Source organism: Paenibacillus guangzhouensis (assembly GCF_009363075.1).
GTDB classification, from domain to species: domain Bacteria; phylum Bacillota; class Bacilli; order Paenibacillales; family Paenibacillaceae; genus Paenibacillus_K; species Paenibacillus_K guangzhouensis.
In genome coordinates this window covers 6,149,049-6,172,583 of the sequence record NZ_CP045293.1, presented here as the reverse complement: position 1 = coordinate 6,172,583, position 23,535 = coordinate 6,149,049, and the positions used below count along the sequence as shown (strand labels likewise).

The following is a 23,535-nucleotide window of genomic DNA, read 5'->3' as shown; positions in this document are numbered from 1 at the left end:
CGTACATGACGAATCCCCGGGCCATTGTATATCGATTACAATTATTTGTTCAGTGCTTCGAGCTTCTTCACGTTACTCTCATAAGCTTGCTGACGATAGGCGTCAATCTTGTCGCCGCCGGAAGCTGCACGGTCGCTCATGAATTTATTGAAGATCTCATCCAGCTCGGCATCCGATTTGGCGAGCAGCATCTTCGGCAATGCCTTGCCCCAATTGCGTGCAATCTTACTGTTGGCAATGCCTTCCTCCGACGCCGCAGGAGGATCGATATTGTCGAATTCCGCCATGCTGATCGATTTCCCCTTCGTCCAATCCTCCATCTGCTTCGCAGGGTCCACGCTAGGCGGAGCCCATTGCAGGTTCATATTCGTGTCCATCAGCATCCAATACGTGAAAGATGAACCGTATTTCTGGTCGAATGCCGTCCGGTCCTTGTTCAATACTTCGAGCGCTGCCGGCAGGAATTGATCCTTCCCATCAATCGTGTCGTAGGAGAAGCCTTTCTCCCCGAGGAATAAATCTTTGTTCCCCTCTTCGCTGATTAGGTAGCTTAAGAACTGAATCGCGCGCTGCTTATCCTTCACGTCCTTGGAGATTAGCGTAAGCGTCCATCCCGAAATACCAGGACCGGACAGCGTCGGCGCATCCTTCGCCGCATTGGCAGGTCCGTCGATCGCGATATAAGCCGTATTCGGATCTTTCTGGTGCAAGGTCATATTCTGCGCAGCAAAGTCCGAGCGTTGGTACAGCATCGCAAAGTAACGGCCCTGTGCAATTTTCTCTTCCATCTGAGGGCGCTTGTCGATGAAAATATCCTTCGCGAGAAGGCCGTCTTCGTTCGCCTTGCGTAGCGTCTTGATCCACTTCAGATATTCCGGATCCGTGCGGCGATCATAGAGCTTGCCGTCCTTCTGCTGCGGAATCGCTAGGAAGTTCTGCAGATACCCTTCGAGCGAGTAGTTCCCAACATCGGTAAAGTCATGCAGGCCGAGCGGAATGAGCGGCTGCCCATTCACTTCCGGGAATTTCTCCTTCGCCAGCTTCAGCGCGTTCAAGAAGCCTTCCGGTGTACTCATATCTGGGCTGCCGATTGCTTCGTACATATCCTTTCGCACTTCAAACGTCTGGTTCGAAGTAAATACTTCGCCGTATTTCTTATAGTCTGCCGGGGATGACGAGGCGTTCGGGTAGCCGTATACATTGCCATCCGGGTTCGTATACCAGCCAAGCTTTGCCGGATCCGCCACCTTGAAGAAGTACGGATCGTATTGCTCCGCCAGCTCATTCAGCGGCAGGACGAGTTTCCCGTTAACCATCTTCTTCACGGCCTCTTCATACCAGCCTAGGGTTATAAAATCAGGCAGCTTGCCCGAAGCGATCATCGTGTTCAGCTTCTCGTTCTCATTGCCCGCCGGTACGATAAAGTTAATGCCGACGCCCGTCTTCTTCGTCACATACTGACTCGTCGGGTCATCTCCCCATTTCTTATTGAACCAGGAGAAATTCATATACCAATCGAACGTAATCGGCGTCGCTGCTGATTGCTTCCAGCCCGGTTCATCCGGATTCACGGCGGTCTTCACAGCTTCGGCATCGGCTTCCTTCGCAGGCGCCGCGCTCTCTTCCTTCTTACCACCAGAACACGCCGCCATGCCGAATGCCAGCATCAAAGTTAACAGTGTTAACAAAAATTTACGTGAACGTCTCATAAGTCTCCCCTTTTCACCAATTATAATCTATTAACAATCATGGTACAGCGCTTCCAGTAAGCCAAGGCGGTACCAATCATTGATAATCCCCGCTAGCCTTTAATTGCTCCGAGCATGAAGCCTTTCACGAAATACTTCTGCAAGAAGGGATAGACGAACACGATCGGTGCCGTCGTCACCACCATCGTCGCCAGCTTCAGCGATTGGGAAGTGACGGTAACGGCCACCCCACTCGGCATCGATGCCAGCATCTGATTCGAGCTGGACTGCGCAACCACGCGGAACAAAAAGGTCTGAATCGGCTGCAAATCCGTGTTGTTGATATAGATCATGCCGGTGAAATAGTCATTCCACTGATAAACGCCGTGGAACAAGCCGATCGTCGCAATCACTGGCATCGAAGACGGAATAATGACGCTGTAAAAAATTCGAAAATCATGTGCGCCGTCAATCTTTGCCGCTTCCTCCAGCGCTTCCGGGATTTCTCGGAAGAACGAGAGGAAGATGATAAGGTCGAAGAAGCTGAACATTGCCGGAATGATATAGACCAAGAAACTGTCTAAAAGACCCAAGTCTCGAATGAGCAGATAGTAAGGAATTAAGCCCCCGCCGAAGAACATCGTAATCGTACCGATAATCATATAGAGCTTGCGGCCGATGAGTTCCCTGCGAGATACGGCGTAGGCCACCATCGCGGTGAAGAAGACATGCACGACCGTCCCGATGACCGTCTTCGCCACCGTCACCCCCATCGCCGTCATGATCCCGCTGCTGCTGAAGACCGCGCGGAAGCTCTCGAGGCTGAATTGTCTCGGCCACCAATAGATACCGCCGCGCATAGCATCTGCCCCGTCGTTGAAGGCATTAACGACGACGTACCAGATCGGGTACAGCGTCATGAAGCAGATGCATAACATTACGAAGTTATTGATCATATCGAATACCGCATCGGAAGCGGATTGTCTTTTGAATGCGAACATGGATGTCACCGCCTTTGCTTAGAATAATGATGTGTTGTTCAGCTTTTTCGTCACGTAGTTCGCGCCGAGCAGCAGCATAAGCGCAATGACAGACTTGATGAGCCCGACAGCCGTCGCATAGGAATACCTGCCGGATAACAGTCCCGTCTGATAGACGTAGTAGTCAATGACGTTACTAGACGTCTCGTTCAGAGAATTGCGCAGCACGAGAATCTGATCGAAGTTAGAGTTCAACAGTCCGCTTACGGCCAGGATGAATAGGATGGTAATCGTCCCTTTGATCGATGGGAGCGTAATGTTCCAGATCTTCTGGAAGCGCCCCGCACCGTCGATCGTCGCCGCTTCGTAGTACTCCGGCGACACACTGGAGATCGCTGCCAAGTAGATAATGGCTGACCAGCCGAGCTCCTTCCAAATGTCGGATGTAATGATAATCGTCCAGAAATGATCCGGCTCCGCCAAGTAGGTAATCGGCTCCTCAATCAAATGTAACGCCATCAGGATTTTGTTCACGATCCCGACGTCCGCAAGCCATGTCGCCATAATGCCGCCGAGGATGACCCACGATAAAAAATGCGGGAGATACGAGATCGTCTGGATCGACTTTTTGAAGAAAGCGGAGCGGATCTCGTTCAGGAAAAGTGCGAATAGAATCGGCAGCGGGAAGCCGATGACAAGCTTCAGGATGCTCATCCCGAGGGTATTCTTAATGACATAAGGCAAATTTTCATCCTCTAGGAATGCTTTGAAATGCTCGAACCCAACCCACGGCGCCGCCGAAATCGAGCTAATAATATCGAACTCCTTGAATGCAATAATAATGCCGTACATCGGAATATAGTTGAACACAATCATCCATGCGACGCCTAACAAGGCCATCACCTGAAGGTACCGCTGTCCGTAGAATTTCTTGAATCTTGTCCTTCTCTTCTCACTGCTGCTTATCGAACTCATACTGAGCCACGCCCCCTGTCCTTCGCTCTATCATTCTAGATGTAAGCTCTTACATGTATCATTGTAAAAGCTCCCCTGCGACGTGAATAGGCGCCTAATTTTAGGTTGGGTATGATAATTTCGGGTCGTGCACGAACCAAAAAAGCCCGCTGGCATTCCCTTGAGAGGGGACCAGCAAGCTTATTCAGGATAGGTGGATCTATCTATCGGCTAACCACGCAGAAATGAATGATGCGGTCAAAATGATCGCCGTTTATATGATGACGGTTAAAAGGGTAGACATGCACTACTCTTGCAGCGCAATTCCCTTCTTGTTGCGTTTACTCGTATAGTTCACGCAATAAATGCTGACGACAATGAGGACCAGCCCCAGCAATAAGGAATAAGTGAATGGCTCATGCAAAAATAATGTCCCCGTCAACACTGCGATAAGCGGAACTAAGAACGTGAACGATGCGACCTTACTCGCCTCGCCCGTATTCATCAGATGGAAGTAGATAACGAATGCAATCGGGATGCCAAGCGTAGAACCGAACCCAAGCCCGAGCAGATACGTGCTATTCCACGTAATGCTGGACCAGCTCTCGACGCCAGACCCAATGACCGTCAATAAACCGCCGCCAAGGATAAATTGAAACGCGACCATCCACATCGAGTCGACTTTTCCGCTCTCCTTCTTCACGTAGATAACGCCGAGTGCCCAACTAATCGCTGCGAGCAAGGCTAGCGTAACGCCAACGAAGGAGACTTGTCCGGTGAAGCTGCCTGAACTTACGGCGATGATGCCGATGAACCCGATCAGCAGCCCTGCGACTTTGATAAGTGACATCCGCTCACCCAGCCACATCCAAGCGAACAAACCGATCAAGACCGGTTGGAAATAGACCAGTACGGAGAATAACCCGCCTGGCAGATAGATGAGTCCGACCGTCTGCAAGCCGTAGAAAAATGCGGCGTTCAGCAGCCCGGAAATCACGTAGCGCGACCAGTTCTCGCGCCACTGCAATTTACGCCACGTCGGCAGTAAACATATCGCCAGCAGCAAACCTCCGAATAAGGAGCGCATACCTGCGAATAGGATCGGCGGCGTATAGTGCAGCGTGACTTTATAGATGGACCAAGATAACCCCCAGATCAAGACGAGAAATGCAATCGATACGATCGTTCTAACTGATGCTTTTGTCTGTGCCATGATGCGCCTTCCTTCTTTCCGTTATACCTCCATAACTATACTCTTTTTTAAAAATATTACTAGCGTTTGATCTGACCGATTGACTAACATTTTCCAATGCGATAAGATTGAACTGACTAGTCAGTACAAAAAATCAAAATGCATTGGAGAGGCCGACAACTCATGAGTAGAAATAAAATCATTCAAGCAGCCGAAGAGGTATTCTCAGAACACGGGTTCCACCGCTCTAGCATGGATGAAATCGCATTGCGAGCGAATGTCGCGAAGGGCACCTTGTACTATCACTTCAAGAGCAAGTCCGAGCTGTTCAAGACAATCGTCGCTGAGGGCTTGCAAGAGCTTATGGATCGTGTCCAAGCCGACATCTACGCAGACCTTCCGTTCTCGGAGCAGGTTATGCGCATCATCAGGCATAATCTTGATATCTTCTTGGAATCGAGCGGCTTCGCACACATCGTCTTCAACGAATTATCCAATGGGCTCGATCAAGATGTGCTGGAGGAAGTCCGGAAGATGCGGCTCGAATATATCCATTTCGTAGCTGACGGCTTGGAACAATCCCAACGTGCCGGCGGCATGCGAGAAGGAAACTGCCGGCTTGCCGCAACCGCGTTGATCGGCATGATCGATAACGGGTGCCGCTATTACATGAGTCATCAGGATGAAGTGACCCGTGAGGAACTGGAACAATTCCTGTACACGACGATGACGACGGGCATTTTCCTGACGAAAGGTTGATCCTAATCAAATGAGAAGGCAAAGGTGATCTACGATGGAATGGTTGAAGGAAGGTAATGAACTTATCCCGTTATCCTGGTTCAAGGACATGCGCGAGCAAGCGCCCCTGTCTTACGATGCAGAGCACAATAGCTGGGACGCATTTCGATACGAGGACATTAAAGCTATTTTCACAAATCATGAACATTTCTCCTCGCAATTAAATGACACGGCCGAAGTGCCGATTGATGCCAGCATCCTCTTCTTGGATCCACCGAAGCACCGTCAGCTGCGCATGCTTGTCTCGCGCGCTTTCACGCCGCAAGTCATCGAAGGGCTAGCGCCGAAGATTACCGCTATCTCCCATGAGCTATGTGATCAAATCGAGCAGCGCGGCCGCATGGATGTACTCCATGACTTTGCCAGTCCGCTGCCAATGATCGTCATCGCTGAAATGCTCGGCATTCCCGCTTCGGATCGGCTGCAGTTCAGGGAATGGTCGAACGCGCTCGTCGGAACGAGCTATGATGCCTTCATCCAGTGCCAGCAAGAGATGAGCGAATACTTCACGGCGATTGCGAACGGACGCCGCGCCGCGCCGCAGCAGGATCTCATCAGCAGCCTCGTGCATACCCATGTCGACGGCGAGCAGCTGACCGATCTCGAGATCATCGGCTTCTGCGTGCTGCTGCTCGTCGCCGGGAACGAGACGACGACGAATCTCATCTCCTCGGCGATGCTCTGCTTCGACAGCGAGCCATCGGCCCGAGAACAGCTGGCTGCCGATCCTTCTCTCTTCCCGACAGCGATCGAAGAGGTGCTCCGTTACTGCTCACCAGTACAGAAGATGAGCCGCCGCGTGAAGCAAGCAACGGAGCTGTGCGGTCAATCGCTCGAGCCTGGTCAGCAGGTCGACATCTGGATCGGATCGGCGAACCATGATCCGGCCGTCTTCGAATCGCCGAACACCTTCAACATCCATCGCAGCCCGAATCCGCATCTCGCCTTCGGACACGGCATTCACTTTTGCCTCGGCGCACAGCTCGCAAGATTGGAGGCCCGCATTGCGCTGCGCATCCTCTTCGAACGATTCGCGAACTTCCGGCGGGATCAGAGCCATATGCTTGAACGCGCCGAGAGCTCGATGATCTTCGGACTGAAGTCGCTGCCATTCTTCATCGCATAAATCAAAAGGGAGATCGCTCCGTATTCGGCACGATCTCCCTTTTTTGCAGATATGGCTCTATTTGACCTCCGACATGCTCTTGTTAAAATATTGCTCCATCTCCTCGACCGACAGCGGCTTGCTGAATAGGTATCCTTGCACCTCATCACAGATTTCATCCCGCAAGAAATGCAATTGTTCTTCCGTCTCCACCCCTTCGGCGATCACCTGCAGCTTCAAGTGGCGCGCCATCGAAATAATCGTCGAGACGATCGCTTTGTTATTCTGGTTGGTCGGCGTATCCCGGATAAAGGACTGGTCAATCTTCAGCTTGTCGAGCGGAAAATTCGTCAGGTACGAAAGGGAGCTGTACCCGGTTCCGAAATCATCAATCGCGATGTGAACGCCAAGCCTCTTCAGCTTCTCCAGCGCATCGGCGGAACGCTGCACATCCAGCATCGTTCCCTCGGTGATCTCCAGCTCCAAATATTCTGGCGCAAGCCCGGTCTCTTGCAGCACATTCTTCACGAACTGCACCAGGTTCTTCTTCAAAAACTGGCGCGCTGAGAGGTTCACAGCGACACGCATCGGCGGGAACCCTTGGTCCTGCCAAGCCTTGTTCTGTCTGCAAGCCGTCCGCAGCACCCACTCCCCGATCGGCACAATTAACCCGGTCTCTTCGGCATGGGCAATGAATTGATCCGGCGGGATAATGCCTTTCGTCGGATGATTCCATCGAATGAGCGCCTCCATGCCGGCAATCATCCCATCCTTCATGCTGATCTGCGGCTGATAATAGAGGATCAGTTCTTTGTTCTCCAGTGCTTGATTCAATTCGTTCTGTAGAAATATTTTCTGATCGGTCACGAGCTGCATCGTCGGCGCATAGATCCGATAATTGTTCTTGCCTTGTTCCTTCGCCGTATACATCGCCGTGTCCGCTCGCTTCATCAGCGTGCGTGAATCGGCCCCGTCATCTGGATATCGCGAGATGCCCATACTCGTCGTGACATAGAGCTCATGCCCGTCGATTAATATCGGCATTTCAATGGAATGAATGATCTGATCCGCGATATGAAGCGCCTCCTGCTCGGAAATCTCTTCGAGAATAATGGTGAACTCGTCGCCGCCTAATCTCGACACGACCCCATGCCCTTCTACGCATGTTAGAATTCGACCCGCTACTTCCTTCAGCAGCAGATCGCCGAAGTCATGTCCAAGCGAATCATTCACCAACTTGAATCCGTCCAAGTCGAGGAACATCACGTAAGCTTCCCGCTGCTCTTCCATGGCCGCAGCGACCGCCTTCTGCAGCTTCTCCTCGAAGAATCGACGGTTCGGCAGCCCCGTCAACGAATCATGGAAGACCATGTGATTGATTTTCTCTTCCGCCAATTTCCGTTCGGTAATATCCCGAATAATGCCGGTGAAGAAGATCTTCTCCCCTGTCTTCCACGTAGCTAAGGACAATTCGAGCGGGAACTCCGATCCGTCCTTCCGAAATCCCACCAATTCAGCCGTAGATCCGATCATCTTCGGAATCTCTGTCCGAACGAATCGCTCCAGACCATGATGATGCGCATCATGGAATCGTTCCGGTATCACTCTCGATAGCGGCTCCCCGAGCACCTCATGCTCCTGATAGCCGAACATGTCCTCCGCGCCCTTATTCCATGAAATGATTACCGAAGCATGATCCGATATAATAATCGCATCCGTCGCCGACTGAATGACGGAGCGGAATTTCTCTTCCGATTCCTGCAGCTCTCGTTCCGTCTGCTTCCGCAGCGTAATGTCTCGTACGATCATGAACACGCCCGCAATCTCCTCATGGAGGAATACCGGCACCAGCGTTATACTCAGATCGAGCGTAAGGCCCTGACGATTCGTCATCACCGCTTCGCATTTGTGCGCTTCGCCTTGCATGGTCTTCTCGTATTGAAGCTCTAGACCGGCGATATCCCCCGGACGACACATGGATAAGAAGCCAACGAATGTAATATGATCTTCACCCGTGATCACTTTGGCTCTTGGATTCATATTCACGAATCCGCCATCCTTCGTAAAGGACAAGACGCCGTCTAAATTATGTTCAAACAAAGAACGATAGCGTTCATCGCTCTCCATCACTTTTCTTGTCTTCGCCGTTAATACCTGGTCGAGATAGGCTGTCGCTAGCGTGGCGCTCAGAATGATCATCGTCACGATGCCGATCACGTAACCCATCAGTGTAAAATTCATCGACATGGCGGAATGATCAATATGCGCATGGTGCGAGACGAATGTCGTCGCATACATGCCCGTATAGTGCATCCCGGCAACGGCTGCCCCCATGACACACCCGCTTAGCAGCTTAATCAGCGTGCCCAACAGATTACTGCGCGCGGTGCGAAGCTTGAACGTGATGAGCAGCGCGACCGTCGATACGAGGACGGCCATCAGAATCGAGACGATGAACCAAAACGTGTTATATTGAATGGTGGCAGGCATGTCCATCGCAGCCATTCCCGTATAATGCATCGAGGCAATGCCCGCCCCCATGAACAAGGACCCGATGGACAGACGGCCGATCGTCAGCGTCTTCCCCGTCACCACATACAGCGCAATACCAGAGGCTACGATAGCGTAAATAATGGAGATAAAGACCTTGAGCACGTCATAATGAACCTCGATGGGCAGATGCATGGCGAGCATGGCAATGAAGTGCATCGCCCAGATGCCAAGCCCCATGGAGCATGCGCCGCCAATGAGCCAGAACAAGCGGCTCTTCCCGCGCGAATCGTTCACATGCCGCCCTAAATCGAGTGCCGTGTAGGATGCAATGACCGCAATCAAGTAAGATACAATAACAAGCGCCACACTATATGTCTGCGTTAATTTCTCCATAAGATTTCCCCTATTGAACGATTGATGATTTCGTCAAAAAGCGACATCAACCCAATGACTTTACCACAATTCCCCTGGCAAACCAATCCTTTTTTTGTCGTATTTTTTGGACTTTCCGTATACAAAAAAATCCTGATCAGATCAACGATGTTGACCCCCCAGGATTCCTATTCCAGCTTCAACAGATTATGGATTTAGAGCAAGCTTGCGGACATTGATGATCCGTATGCGCTATGATTCCAGATATTAACTCTTATATTACAGAATACGAACGAAAATCTTCTATTCTTTGCGTTTATTCAGCATCATGTCGAGTATGAGTTCATCCATCTTCAAGGACCCTTCATTGCCAAGTCGACAGAAATTATCGATACTCTCATCCAACCCCTGTCCGATAATCCCATTGGTGCCAGGGACTCTCATCCCTGATGTCGCGAGCAATGCGGATTGTACCGCTGCGCCAGTACACGTCGACACCTTCATCGCGCATCCCGCCTTGGCGCCATCACATAACATACCAGTCACGTTGCCAATCGCATTCTGCATCGCGAACGACATCTGGTTTACGTCCCCGCCGAGCAGGTACGTAATGGCTGCCGCCGCACTAGCCCCAGCGACCGTGACGCCGCATAGCGCCGATAGACGGCCGAACTTCGACTTGATCCAGATCGCGATCAAGTGACTGAAGGCCACGGCGCGAATCATCTTCTCTTCATCAGCATTGATCTTCTCCGCGACGGCGACGACAGGCATCGTCACGGCAATCCCTTGATTACCGCTTCCCGAGTTCGACATCACCGGCATCATCACGCCCGCCATCCGTGCATCGGAGCCAGCCGAGGTAAGCGCCATTGCGTGGGTAATGACATCATCCGAGAGCAGTCCTTTAGACACGTTCTCCTTCAGGATCTTACCTACTTGGAGACCGTAGCTTGCTTTTAATCCTTCGATACAAATCGCTCGGTTGAGCGTAATGCTCTCCTTCACCAAGTCCAGATCAACGAGCGCTACCTCTTGAATGTATTGATAAATACGCTCGAGGCTCAATTGGCTATATACATCATCTTCTTGATCATTTTGTTCGTGAAAGTAATCGCATTCTTTGGCGAATAGCAAATCATCACCGACTTCAATACGCGTAATATTCGTATGCAAATCTTCAATGATAACTTTGGCTTGTTCGCTCGCGCTGTACACGATTAACTCGATATACAATTTTTTAGGTGAATCGGATAATTTAATCTTCACATGATCGGCTGCGATAAAAGCTGCTGCCTCCTGCTCTGCCTCTGCAGGAACACTCTTCAGCACCTCCAGCTTGCTATTCGGATCCCCAGCGATCGCTCCCAAGGCGGCTACGAAGTCAATTCCCGTCTGCTTCATTCCCGGGATGCCGACGGCCATCGCGTTCTTCATGACATTCGCGCTGATCGTCACATCCAGCTGTGTCATATCGCCTTTGACATGACTTCTCGCGACGGATGCGGCCCATGCAATGGCTACAGGTTCGGTACACCCAAGCGCGATCACTAACTCTTGCTGCAGCAGCTGCGTCATTTGCTCATTGAAGTTGGACACGGTATCCCTCCTAATAATCGAATTCTCCTCACCGAACAGATCGTGCAGCACCACTTCGGATTAGATTAGCATAAAAAAACAGGAATGCTCAATCATTTTTTATTGGAACTATGACTGTAATTATGAAAAGCCGATAAGATCTCGATCATCATTCTTATCGGCTTCCACATATAGCTATTTATTTCGACTCGTACGTATTACTCTCATCCTGAACCAATCTGATCATAGCACTGTCATAATCCCCTGTCAGCCTCAGCAGGATGCCTCGCGACATCCAACCTTGCCCGCTGCGGACTTCGCCAGTTGCAACATTGCGATACCGTGCGGATGGTGCGAGCCCACGCGGTCTCACGGGGAGCGCAGGATGTCCGAAATGCTGTGCGTGCCGGAACACGAACACGACCGCCTCCTGTCCATCCTTCGCCACATATTGCACCGATGTCAGATCCGATTGCTCAGGCGGAGAAAGCCGGTAGCAGAGCCCTTCCTGAACGATCGGACGAATGGTTTTATACTGCGCGATGTACCCTGCCGCCTCCTCCATCTCCGCTTCGGTCAGATGGTTCAAGTTCATGCCGATACCGAGTGTTCCCATCATAGCGCTATGGAACCGGAACTTGAGCGGAATTTGCCGGCCGTTCATGTAGTTGACCGTCTCCGTCACCCAGCATACCATCGATTTCGCTGTATACGCGTGCGAATAACCCCATTGAATGCGCAGTCGGTCCAGCGCATCGGTATTGTCGCTCGTCCAGAATTGATCAGCGTACCGCATGATCCCCATATCCACACGTCCGCCACCGCCAGCGCATGACTCGAACTGCACATGCGGATGCTTCTCCTGCAGCCGCCGCCAAATGTCGTAGAGGGCGTTCACATGCCGAACCCAGATTTCGCGATCGCGGCCCACCGGCGCTCCCGGCCACCCCGGCTCGCTGAAGTAACGATTCATGTCCCATTTGATGAACGAAATCGCATAGGTAGACAGCAATTCATCGACGGCGTTATAGACAAATGCTTGAACGTCCTCGCGGGCTAAGTTGAGCACGAGCTGATTTCTGCCCTCTGTGCGCGGGCGATCCGGGAAGTGGTAGACCCAATCCGGATGCTGCCGATATAAGTCGCTGTCGGGATTCACCATTTCCGGCTCAACCCAGATGCCGAAATCCATGCCCAGTGACGTCACCTCATCGATAAGCGGCCCTAGCCCCTGCGGGAACTTAATCTTGTTCACAACCCAATCACCTAAACCCGCCTTATCGTGATCACGCTGACCGAACCAGCCGTCATCCACGACGAAGCGCTCCACGCCAAGCCGCGCCGCCTTTGCTGCGAGTTCCTTCTGATTCGTCTCGTTCACGTCAAAAGAAGTCGCTTCCCATGAATTATACAAGATGGGGCGAAGCTGCCCGCTGCCCCGCAGCACATGCTGCTGTTGATACCCGTGCAGCTTACGGCTCGCATCGCCGAATCCTTGATTCGTAAACCCGCCGACGCATACCGGGGAGACGAAGGACTCCCCCGCTTCCAGCCGCCAGCGAAAATCAAAATCATGGATGCCCGCCGCGATCTGCAGCGTCTGATACGGCGTACGCTCCGCAACAATCTTCCAGTGGCCGCTAAAGGCAAGTCCGCCGAAGTAGACAAGGCCGGTTTCTTCCGTTGCTTCTCCGAAATCAACGGCGAAGAACGGATTGTTGTTATGCCCTGTAATGCCTCTGCGGGCTTCGATCACTTTCTTCCCCTCATGAAGCAGTTCCCGACGAAGCTGCGTCTCTGCCCCCCAATGGCCGGTCAGATACGTGAGCCGATAAGACGGATAGACGGGAAGATGCCAGATCGCACTCATTACCTGCTCAATGTTCACCGGCCCCATGCCTGTGTTCTTCACGTCCACCGATCGCTCAATCACATCAAATATATCAATGACACGATAACAGACCGTCACTTGCAGGGACTTCAATACATCCTTCAAGACGATACGAAGTGTATTTCCTTCAATATCGGCCTCGTCAAATGTGAGAACAACATCGCGCGTCTGATCCGCGAAGTCCACCTTTAAGCCAGGTTCGGCAAAGTTGCGTCTGCCCCACGGCATACATTCTTCCCTACTGTTGCCCTCTTCCGGCTCCCAGATCCAAGCATGCTGACCAGCTGTGCTCGGGATATCATCCGATATAGATAGCGGCTCGCCCCAATACAGATGCTGAAGCGCCCCGCTTGCGTCGACGCCGATTACGTAATCAGCATGCTGTGTTCGTAAGACCCATGCCTTGCGCTCAGGTAGGCTGAATATTGCCATTGTCCAATCCCCCTTTTCCATACATCAGCCTTTTACGGCTCCTGCTGTCATCCCTGAAATAATATACTTCTGACCTAGCACATATACGAATAGAATCGGAACCAAATTAATCAACATCGCTGCGGACACCAAGTTCCATGAGCTAATATACTGACTGAAGTAGTTATACATCGTCATGATCATGCCCCATTTGCTCGACGAATTCAAAAAGTACAGAGGAAGCACGAAATCATTCCAGCAATTTAAAAAGTTAATGATGAGCGCTGTCACCGATACCGGCTTCATCAGCGGGAAGATAATTCGAAAGAACAAGCTGGTCCCCCCGCAGCCGTCAATCACCGCCGATTCATCGAGCTCTTTCGGAATACCGCTGACAAAGCCGTAGAACAGGAATACCGTAAATGGAATGAACACGGCCGAATAGAGCAAGACGATGCCTGTAAACGTATTGATCAGATGCAGCATCTGCAGCACCTTCATTGTTGTAATATAGTTCATCGGGACAATTAAGCCTACGAGAAAAAGAATATATACATAGCGATTCAACCTTGTTCGATTCCGGGTCATGACGAAAGCGGCCATCGAAGAAGTCATAATCGTAATAACCGATGTAAATGAAGAAATGAGCAAGCTATTGCCGAACGAACGAATGATGTTCCCATCCTTGAATACAGTCATGAAGTTCTCCAAATGAAATTCCGTAGGCAGCTTTAAACTCATCACAGCCGATTCGGTTACATTCTTCACCGAGTTTAGAATCAGCATAGCGACAGGGACAAGAATGATGAGACTAAGCACCCACATAAGGGCCTCTTTGATTCCATTGATCATATTAAATCTTCTGCTCATCCTGCGTTCACCTCAGATCGTGTGAATATCTTAACCAAGCCAACCGATATCACCGCGAGGAACACAAATAACAAGACACCCAGCGCCGTGCCATAGCCGTACGTACCAAGCCCAAATTGATTAAATATCGTTAAATTGATCACCTCAGAAGCTCTACCCGGCCCACCATTGGTTAAAGCAAAAATCACATCGAACACTTTCAGCCCTGAAATTACATTCAGCATCATATTGATCGTAATCGAAGGGATCAAAAAAGGAATCGTAACCTTCATCAATTTGTTCCAATAGTTAGCCCCGTCGATGTCTGCTGCCTCATACATCTCTTTGGGGACCATCTGTAATCCTGCCAGGAAGATGACCATATTAAAGCCCGCTGCTTTCCATATCTCAACCCCCATACTGGACCAGATCGCAAGCTTCGGATCGCCGATCCACGACTGACTGAGGGCGCCAAGACCAATCGCATGCAGGAATTCATTCAAGATCCCGGTATCCGGGTTATAAATTTGTTGGAAAATAAGCCCGACGATTAAATTCGAAATGACGACCGGCATGAAGAAGATCGTTCTTAGCACGTTTTTGGACTTCATGCCTTCATTCAGCATCAGCGCCAGCGCGAGTCCAATCACCGCTTTGAACAGTGACGTCACCAGAGCGAACATCAACGTATTATAGATGAACCGGAAGTTGGATGGATCCGTGAACACTTCTCGGAAATTGTCGAGACCAATAAATTTCACCTGATCGCTCATCGCATTCCAATTCGTAAGCGAATAATAGAATCCCATGAGGTTAGGGACTAGAAACAATCCAAAGAACAATAAAAATGCAGGTAATATAAATTTCCACGAATACAGTTTTGAAGCATACATGTCGGTTCTCCCCTCTGTGCTCTGTTAGAACAAGGCCTGCCATCTGTATAAGCGAAGGATGTCCGGTTGCTATGAGCCGGACATCTTCTTCGCATGGATCTATTTCATTTACTTGGCTGTTGCATTGAATAACTTGGCTCTATCTTTATCAATGGATTCCAATACCTGCTTCGGCGTCAGACCGCCGAGCATCATATCCTGAATGTATTTCCCGACGGCCGTATTATCCCAGTACAGCACACCGTATTCCATATCCACACCATCGCCGCCAGGCGCATTTTCAAGGAGCGATTTACCACTCTCCGACGGCTTCGCTGGCACATCCGTGAAGGAAGGCGCAGGTTGAATATCCGGACGCGCTTCATAATACTTTTTCAGATTCTCGGGTCTCGCCAAGAAAGCGAAATAAGCTTTGACGCTGTTCAAATTTTTGGAGTCTTTGTACGCGACGCGCATGTTCCCGCCAGCAGAGTGCGAGAAGACGTTATTGCCAGCCATCGGAATCGGGAACATCTTCCACTCGTTCGCGCCTGACGCTGCAAATTTTCCCGCTACCTCATTCTGATAGGAGGTATAGCCGAGGAAGGTTGCCGCTTGGGCTTTCCCCATCGCTTCATAGCCGGAATCCCATGTGTTCGACATCGGGTTTTTACCGAAATAACCTTTGTCGAACATCTCCTTGAACTGCGTTAAGAACGTCTCAAATTCCTTAACATCCGCGAACTTGATCTGGTTCGTATTTAATTTGTCGTACAAGCCAGGACTATTCTTCTCGGCAATTGGCCCCATTTGAGATAACCAAATGCCCCAGTGCCAAGCTTCTTTACCCACTTCAAAGACAGGCGTAATATTGTTCGCCTTCAGCGTATCCATCGTTTTCGTAAATTCTTCGAAGGTTTTAGGCACTGTTAGCTGATATTGATCGAAGACTTTCGTGTTGTAGAGCATGCCCCATCCATCGACCGACCATGTCATGAAGCCCATCACCTTGCCATTGATCGTGCTGCCCGCTTTGGCATAAGGGACATACCTTGATACCCACTTCTCATTCGACAGGTCCGCAAAATATTTGTCCGGAAGGAACTTTTGGGCCCCTACACCTGCGCTGACCATAAAGATATCCGGCGCTTCGCCCGAGGCGAGCTTCGTTTTTAACACATTCGCATATTGATCGTCCGGGATGACTTGCATATCCACTTTAATGCCGGTTTCTTGCGTAAATGCATCGTTTAGCTCCGAATCGATTTTGGAGCCCTTGTTCAACCAGTTCTGCGAACCGACGAACGTGATCGTAACATCCTTTTTCGTAACCGTCTGTTCTTGGTTCTTCTCTCCCTCCGTTGTCTGATCCTGTTGCGCGGAGCAACCTATCAATCCGTAAATGCTAAGAAGCGATATCAGCGTCACGGCCAATGTTTTAAGCGGTTTCATATGGCGCATTTACAAACCTCCCTTTATTATTTATTGTGTAAATGTACGGTACAGGTACATTCCTATTATTTAACATCGGTAGAACAAACGGAATGCAGGAAAATGACCGATTGATGTGGATAATAGTGAACACGACGATACCTTTGGGGGAACGAACGAATGAATTGGCTCAAAACGGTTCAAGCCAAGCTGTTCTTGGCGTATGCCGGTCTCATTACGCTCCTGATCATCATTTTTGCAACTTCCTTTTACTTGTATGTCTCCCGAGCACTCGAGCAGAAAGCTTCCGAATCGATTCATCAATTATCGCTCAACATCTCTGATAAATTTGACGCCGAGCTTCGCGGAATGGATGCCATTGCCGGACGGGTCATTACTTCCGATAGTTTACGAACCTATTTTTTTGAGAGCACAGATAATCCGACCAAAGAACTGAATAATCGAAGAAATCTATCGAGCACCTTATTCTCTATTACCGGTTACCCCTTTCAATTCAAACAAATTCATATTTTTGGCGTGAATGGCAAGTACATCGAATTCGGGAAAAACTTCGATGTATCGCAGCTATCCCCCGATTCGATTCTAAGTAGGCCTTGGGTACATGCAACACTCGCGATGGACGGGCGCAAAACGATCATTCCGCCGCGTAAGGACGACTGGGATCAGTCGAATACGATCGTGTTTTCCCTGTGCAGAGCTTTTACGGAAGTGCTGGGCGAACCGCTCGACAGCATCGTCGAAGTCCAACAAGATTACAGCATTTTCGAAAATATCGTGAATCGGTCCGTTGCCATCCCGGGTGCGCAGAGCTCCCATTCGATCAAAGTATACGTGTATGACAAGAAAGGTGTCTTGATCTACCCACTGTCCAATCCACAGCAGCAGGCCGACACCCATTGGAACGTCGTTAGTCAGCTAGCCGACACGAGCGGTATCGTCAAGCCTGCGGTGCAGGCGAAGATGGACGAAGCAACGAAGACTTCCGAAATTGTCGCTTACTCGCGATCCGAATTCAGCGGTTTGACCGTTCTGCTGGTTGAATCTGAAACCGCTTTATTGCAGCCGGTCAAAGCATTCCGAACGCAAATTATTCTCATCGGCATCGCAGCACTATTGCTGACGATGATTGTGACTTATTATGTGGCTAGAGGGCTGACGACGCCGATAAAAGCGATTCGAAAATCGATTGCCAGTCTGAACTTGCAGACGCTTCCGCCCAAAAACTTCCCAGATGCCCGAGCACGTCTCAACGAGCTGGAGGAGCTGCAATCGGCCTATATCCAAATGTGTGAACGGCTTGAGGCCTCTCTGAGTGAAGCCGTAGAGGCGAGATCTCAAGAGATCAAAGCGCGAATGTTAGCCTTGCAGGCGCAGATGAACCCGCATTTTCTCTACAACACGCTGACAGTCATCAGCATCAAGGCTGACAACAATCATCAACATGACATTGTCAAAATGTGCAGCGACCTCTCGGGTATGCTGCGGTATATTGCCGTAGATGGGTCGGCCCCCGTTACGATTGCGCAAGAGATGGATTATACCCGAAAATATCTGGACTTGATGAAGTCCCGCTATTCCGGCCATTTCACCTGCACCATCGACATCCCGATCGAAATGAACTCTATTTCGGTACCTAGGCTGATCATCCAACCGATCGTCGAGAACTGCTTCAAACACGCCTTCGATACAAGACCCCCTTGGCATATCTATGTGATCGGTGCCGTAACTGATGCCGGGTGGGAAATGGTCATCACGGATAACGGCATCGGCTTCGATGAACAAGCATTGATGAATCTGTCGGCCAAAATGGATAAACTCGAAAGACCCGCGGAGGATAGCGATCCGCATATTGGACTGCTCAACATTTATGATCGCTTGAAGGTATTCTATGGCGAGAAGGCTGTCTTTCAATTATTGAATACGGAACATGGAGCCCGGGTACGGATTGGAGGCCCGCGCTCGGAGGAGGGAAACGATGCTTAGACCAAATGCATACACCGTCGTGGTCGCGGAAGATGAGCAGATTATTCTAGAGCATATTGTCGAGAAGGTTGAACGGACGGATCCCGGATTCCAGGTCATCGCGACGGCCATGAACGGCGAAGACGCGCTGGAGCTTGTGAAACGCCATCAACCCGATATTCTGTTCACCGACGTGAAAATGCCGCTGATGGATGGGATTGAATTGACGCGCCACGTCAAGAAATTGTACCCCGAAACCCATATCGTGATCTTAAGCGGCTATGATAATTTCACCTATGCCCGGCAAGCCCTGAAGCTCGGTGTCATGGATTATTTGCTGAAACCGATGACCGGCGAGAGCCTGCAAGATACGCTCGATGAGATCAAAAGCAAACTCGATCAGCGTAACCAAGTGCAAGAGAGGAACATCCTCACGCAAGATTTGAACGGGCTGCAATCCAGCCGATTTGTGCCCGCATCGCTGGAGAATGGGACCTATATGCTGTATCTTGTCTGTCTTGGCAATCTATACCGATACGCCGCAGATGACATCGATGCGCAGTACATCAACAAGTTATGGGGGCTTGTAGATTGGGCCCCATTCATGGCAACTCAGCTGGAACCCCAGGGAAAATGGTGGGTCATTGACGATAAACGCTATAACGTCAAATTTCTCATTACGACATCGGAGCATCTTCCGCGTGGATCAGCGGTCCATCGGGCAACGGGAATCCAAGATCAAATTACAGCCTATATGGAGCAAGCAATTCCCGTCACCCTCTGCACACACCATGAACCTGTACCTTTGAGAGCATTATGGGAGACGGCTCAAGGGCTGCGCCGATCACTCGATAAAGGGCTTATACCGTGCCAATCGTCGATCATTCTGCTCCACGACACCGACTCAACGCCGAACCGCACCATCCCTTTGGCTCCCATTACGGTCAACGCGATCGAGATGTATGTGAAGCAGAGAAAATTCGATCTACTTCGCTTGGAACTATCCCGCCTGTTCGAAGAATGGAAGCAGCACCCGCATACGCAACATGCTTTAGAGAAGACACTGATTCAATTGACCCGTCTCCTATTCGAAGCGTTGGATGATCCGAGCAGGCAGACGGTATCCGCGATAGAATCCGGCATTTACCATATCGCAGCTACTGCTAAGTATACCGACGCCTTATACGAGAACATGCTGAGGCTAATCATCCGTCACTTGCCTGTTCACAAGAAAACGGATTCCGCGGAGGAACTCTACATCTTGTTAGAGGAATATATTCGGCTCCATTTTACGGAAGCGATCAACGTAGAACATTTGGCGGATAAATTTCAATTCAATCCATCGTATATCATTCGCGTTTTCAAGAAATATAAAGGCGTTCCTCCACTACAGTATCTCATTTCGCTCAGGATTCAAGAAGCCAAGCGGTTAATCGAAGCGAAACCGTCGATGGACTTCAAAGATATATCCGAAATAATCGGCTATACGGATCAGCATTATTTTAGCCGTGTTTTTCGGAATGTGACGGGCATGACCCCCTCGGAGTACCGCGATTCGATAAGGAAATAAATAGAGCTCCTCTCTTTGAATTGAAAGAGAGGAGCTCTATTCTATCTACAACATGCTATTGCAGCCTTGCATTCGCCCAATCCGCATGGTCGCTATTGATGCCATCTCCGCCATCCTCTACCGTGAGTACCAATTGATTGACTCCTGCCACGCTCACATCAATGGATTGGATCTGACTTGCCGGCGTCATCGTCTGACTATCATAGATTTTGTTGCCGTCAGCCCAGACTTGAAATACGACGGTTGCATTCGCGCTCACTTCATGATCAATGCCAATATCCGATTGGAACCTTGTATATTGTCCGTTTAAGTTATACGTGATGCTGCTGGCCGCATGGGTTCCGAGTCCTTTGGCATAGATCTGTCCATTCAGGGTGATCGGATTTCCGTCTACGCTCTTATCCTTCTGCACCGCTCCCCAGCCTGCCGTTGCGGATACCCAAGCGAGATCGCTCAAATATACCGGACCCTGCTGCGCGCTCTGCGTCGTTATATTCACCGCATGGCTAGCTGCTGAGCTGTTATCAGCTGCATCCTTCGCTTTGACCGTAAACGTATAAGCTGTTCCTGCCGTAAGTCCTGTTATCGAAAAGCTCGTCGTCGTAGATGTCCCCGCCAAAGTGGACCCATTGTAAATATCATATCCCGTTACACCTACATTGTCGGTAGATGCTGTCCAGCTCAGCTGCACACTATTCTCCGTGATATTGCTTGCAGCAAGATTCGTTGGCACTGTCGGTGCCTGTGTATCGGAACTGCCTCGGAATAGCTGAGCATCAGCCCAGTCAGCATGGTCGTGACTAATCCCGTCGCCAGCATCCGTTACCGTAAGCTGCAATTGGTTGACTCCTGCAACACTAATATCAATGGATTGGGTCTGACTTGCCCACGTCATCGTCTGGCTGTCGAATAACTTGTTGCCATCCCCCCATACCTGGAACACGACTGTCCCTCCGACCGTACTCTCATCGTCAACGCCTACATCGGAAGTAAATCTTGCGTACTGTCCATTTAGGTTGTAGGTGATATGACTTGCGGCATGCGTTCCAATGCCTTTGGCATAGGTTTTTCCGTTCAAGGTGATCGTATTTTCCCCTATGCTCTTATCTTTCTGCACCGTCCCCCAGCCTGCGGTTGCAGATACCCAGTTCAAATCGGTCAAATAAACCTGCGGCAAAATCGGTGTCGTGACCTGAACAGCATTGCTGGCAGCAGAGACATTGCCCGCTGCATCCTTCGCTTTGACCGTAAAAGTATAGGTGGCTCCGTCTGCCGCAAGCCCCGTCGCCTTATAGTTGGTTGACGTCGTGCTTCCGATGACCGTTGAGCCGCTATAGATATCATACGCGGTGACGCCTACATCGTCTGTGGATGCCGTCCAATTCAGCTGCGCGCTGTTTTGCGTTACATTGCTTACGGTCAGATTCGTTGGCGCCGTCGGAGGCGTGTAATCGACGATCTGCGGACCAACATGAACTTCTTCGCTGTTATTCACCTGAACATCGACGTAGGATATCGTCTGACCGTAGAGAGATTTCGTCTGCGATGGATGTGCTGCGCCGTTAATATAAATTGTAGGATGGGTCCCATAGAATTGCGCTTCCCAAGTAATAGTGCCACCTGAATTATTCGTTAGTGTAGAGTTGGTTACTCCATTATGCTTAATGTTCAAATCATTGTCGCCTACTTGGACATGGTTCACCTCTACCCAAGGTACTTCATTCGTCAGACGCGAAATCGTGGCGACTTTATGCTCAGGGGCATTCGGCTGCACGCCCATCATACCGACGATAATGTTGCTGACCGCGGTGAACGCAACCTCAGGATATGTATCTTTTTCGGTCAGAATTTTCTTTAACCAGAACCAGCCCTCTGCAGCCCTGTTATAATTGTAGTACATTTCAGGCATGTATGTGGTGGCTTCGACATTCATGCTGTCATCGTGATCACTGATGAAATCTAGATAAGCGTTTGTTCGTGGTCCAAAGTCGCCAAGCCCTTTCAGCGGCATGAAAAAGCTGTTCTCTTGACCCCAGTCACTCTTGGAGCGACCACTTCCATCGATACCTCGGATATACCGACCGGTAGATGCATCATACCAGTGTGTCTCATAATAGTCCTTCAGTCGCTGTGCGCGATTTTTCCACAGCGTGCTGCCGTTCGTATCACCTTTCGCCTTCCGTATTTGCGAGTACGCTAGCAGCGATTGGTATTCCAATGCAAGTGAATCCCCAGCAGAGACAAGTCTGTTCGCCGGATCTTGCGGAGTATGTTCATAATAAGTAGACGTGAATTCACCTGACTTCATCTTAACGACAGGCTGTTCATTCGCCGGATTGGCATCATTCCAGATTACGCCGTGATCGGTCAGGAACGGTCCGATGGTTGAATCATAGTACGCTGATAAGACCGGATCGTTAATCCACTTCGTATCGCCCGTCCATAGATACTGCTGATATGCCTTGTGCATGACATCAAATGGCGATGGCAGCTCTCTGAATCCCGTGCCATCCATGTAGTACATCGCGCCATAGGAGCTATGCGCCCACAACGGCCAGCCATTCTGGCCAGGCAGGTTGATGTCTCCCGCAAAGGTCTTCATCATGCTAAAGGTTTCATTGCCTAAGCCGAGCAAGTGCCCTGCATCCGACTGATGCGAAATATCGCGATTGTAGAAGCTTTCCCGGTTCAAATACGCTCCCCAATAACCAGGTACAATCGTCGTGTGCGTGGAATCAGAAAGACGCCACCACTCACTCTCATGCCCCAGCATCGGATTGCCTGGGTAGAACGTGAGCCCCAGTGACCGGTTTTTCGCCCAGTCGAATCCATTGTTCAACGTTGCGTTCGGAGAGTCGAGTGTTAGTGTGCTTGTCGGCGGCCCCTTGTATGTCTGAACCGTTAACTTATCTACACGCGCTGCTTCATTGGTGGAGATCGCCGTCAGCTTGATGACATCTCCTGCGTTAAGCGTGACCTTGCTTGATGTATGATTATCGATGTTGCGCGGATCCGTAGCATTGGCGCCGTTACGCTGCGCTGACCCCCATTGATCAACCAAGCTGCCATTGATTGCAATCGAATATCCAACGCCGTTCTGAACCTTCCCAACATATCGGGTAATGATATCGTAACTACCGGATACCCCGTTAAACACAGTGCTAGCCGTACTTGTCTGTCCTACTCCGCCCTGAATCAATGTCACTGTCTCGAGTGGCTGATTATTGATATCGTTCATATAAGTTACCGTATCGGTCGAGAAATTCGTTAATGTCATGCTCTCCGCTTCAAATACATACTGTTCCGCCGCAGCGGAAGCCATTCCTTGATAGCCGAAACTACCAGCTATGAGTGCCATGATGACAATC

At 50.3% G+C, this 23,535-nt stretch carries 15 protein-coding genes; 4 read left to right on the top strand and 11 right to left on the bottom strand.

Annotated elements, in window-relative coordinates; all coding sequences use genetic code 11:
* Positions 1-41: 41 nt before the first annotated feature.
* From GCU39_RS27775 to GCU39_RS27760, 4 genes are all read right to left on the bottom strand, one after another.
* On the bottom strand, positions 42-1,709 hold the full coding sequence (locus GCU39_RS27775; protein WP_152396439.1) for a type 2 periplasmic-binding domain-containing protein: 1,668 nt from the start codon (positions 1,707-1,709) through the stop codon (positions 42-44).
* Positions 1,710-1,801: 92 nt separating this feature from the next.
* Positions 1,802-2,689, bottom strand: coding sequence for a carbohydrate ABC transporter permease (locus GCU39_RS27770; RefSeq protein WP_152396438.1), 888 nt, complete (start codon positions 2,687-2,689; stop codon positions 1,802-1,804).
* Between the two features lie 18 nt (positions 2,690-2,707).
* Positions 2,708-3,643, bottom strand: coding sequence for an ABC transporter permease (locus GCU39_RS27765; RefSeq protein ID WP_152396437.1), 936 nt, complete (start codon positions 3,641-3,643; stop codon positions 2,708-2,710).
* A gap of 286 nt (positions 3,644-3,929) precedes the next feature.
* Entirely contained in the window at positions 3,930-4,835 is a 906-nt protein-coding gene (locus tag GCU39_RS27760) for a DMT family transporter (RefSeq protein ID WP_152396436.1), read from the bottom strand.
* Positions 4,836-4,997: 162 nt separating this feature from the next.
* Between GCU39_RS27760 and GCU39_RS27755 the strand changes: the two genes are divergently transcribed.
* Together GCU39_RS27755 and GCU39_RS27750 are read left to right on the top strand one after the other, a co-directional pair.
* Positions 4,998-5,573, top strand: coding sequence for a TetR/AcrR family transcriptional regulator (locus tag GCU39_RS27755; protein ID WP_152396435.1), 576 nt, complete (start codon positions 4,998-5,000; stop codon positions 5,571-5,573).
* Between the two features lie 34 nt (positions 5,574-5,607).
* Positions 5,608-6,738 carry a cytochrome P450 gene (locus GCU39_RS27750; protein ID WP_152396434.1) on the top strand — a complete coding sequence of 377 codons (1,131 nt, stop codon included), beginning with the start codon at positions 5,608-5,610 and terminating at the stop codon, positions 6,736-6,738.
* Positions 6,739-6,795: 57 nt separating this feature from the next.
* On the opposite strand, the gene GCU39_RS27745 is transcribed toward GCU39_RS27750, so the two are convergent.
* From GCU39_RS27745 to GCU39_RS27720, 6 genes are all read right to left on the bottom strand, one after another.
* The gene (locus GCU39_RS27745) at positions 6,796-9,603 is read right to left on the bottom strand and encodes a bifunctional diguanylate cyclase/phosphodiesterase (RefSeq protein ID WP_152396433.1); all 2,808 of its coding nucleotides are present in this window, start codon (positions 9,601-9,603) and stop codon (positions 6,796-6,798) included.
* 282 nt (positions 9,604-9,885) lie between these two features.
* Complete coding sequence (locus tag GCU39_RS27740) at positions 9,886-11,160, bottom strand: L-cysteine desulfidase family protein (protein WP_407671725.1); 1,275 nt, start codon at positions 11,158-11,160, stop codon at positions 9,886-9,888.
* Between the two features lie 199 nt (positions 11,161-11,359).
* Positions 11,360-13,483 (bottom strand): alpha-galactosidase, encoded by a 2,124-nt coding sequence (locus GCU39_RS27735; protein ID WP_152396431.1) that lies wholly within the window; start codon positions 13,481-13,483, stop codon positions 11,360-11,362.
* Between the two features lie 24 nt (positions 13,484-13,507).
* Positions 13,508-14,332, bottom strand: a complete 825-nt coding sequence (locus GCU39_RS27730) for a carbohydrate ABC transporter permease (RefSeq protein WP_152396430.1) — start codon at positions 14,330-14,332, stop codon at positions 13,508-13,510.
* Positions 14,329-15,204, bottom strand: coding sequence for a carbohydrate ABC transporter permease (locus GCU39_RS27725; protein WP_152396429.1), 876 nt, complete (start codon positions 15,202-15,204; stop codon positions 14,329-14,331). The genes GCU39_RS27730 and GCU39_RS27725 overlap by 4 nt, the downstream gene beginning before the upstream one ends.
* Positions 15,205-15,312: 108 nt before the next feature.
* Positions 15,313-16,644, bottom strand: a complete 1,332-nt coding sequence (locus GCU39_RS27720; protein WP_152396428.1) for an ABC transporter substrate-binding protein — start codon at positions 16,642-16,644, stop codon at positions 15,313-15,315.
* Between the two features lie 150 nt (positions 16,645-16,794).
* On the opposite strand from GCU39_RS27720, the gene GCU39_RS27715 reads away from it, so the two are divergent.
* A complete protein-coding gene (locus GCU39_RS27715; protein ID WP_152396427.1) occupies positions 16,795-18,618 on the top strand; it encodes a cache domain-containing sensor histidine kinase in 1,824 nt (607 codons plus the stop codon).
* Positions 18,611-20,167 (top strand): response regulator transcription factor, encoded by a 1,557-nt coding sequence (locus GCU39_RS27710; RefSeq protein ID WP_193726655.1) that lies wholly within the window; start codon positions 18,611-18,613, stop codon positions 20,165-20,167. Before GCU39_RS27715 ends, GCU39_RS27710 begins: the two co-directional genes overlap by 8 nt.
* Before the next feature lie 55 nt (positions 20,168-20,222).
* On the opposite strand, the gene GCU39_RS27705 is transcribed toward GCU39_RS27710, so the two are convergent.
* Positions 20,223-23,525 (bottom strand): NPCBM/NEW2 domain-containing protein, encoded by a 3,303-nt coding sequence (locus tag GCU39_RS27705; RefSeq protein WP_193726654.1) that lies wholly within the window; start codon positions 23,523-23,525, stop codon positions 20,223-20,225.
* Between the last annotated feature and the right edge of the window lie 10 nt (positions 23,526-23,535).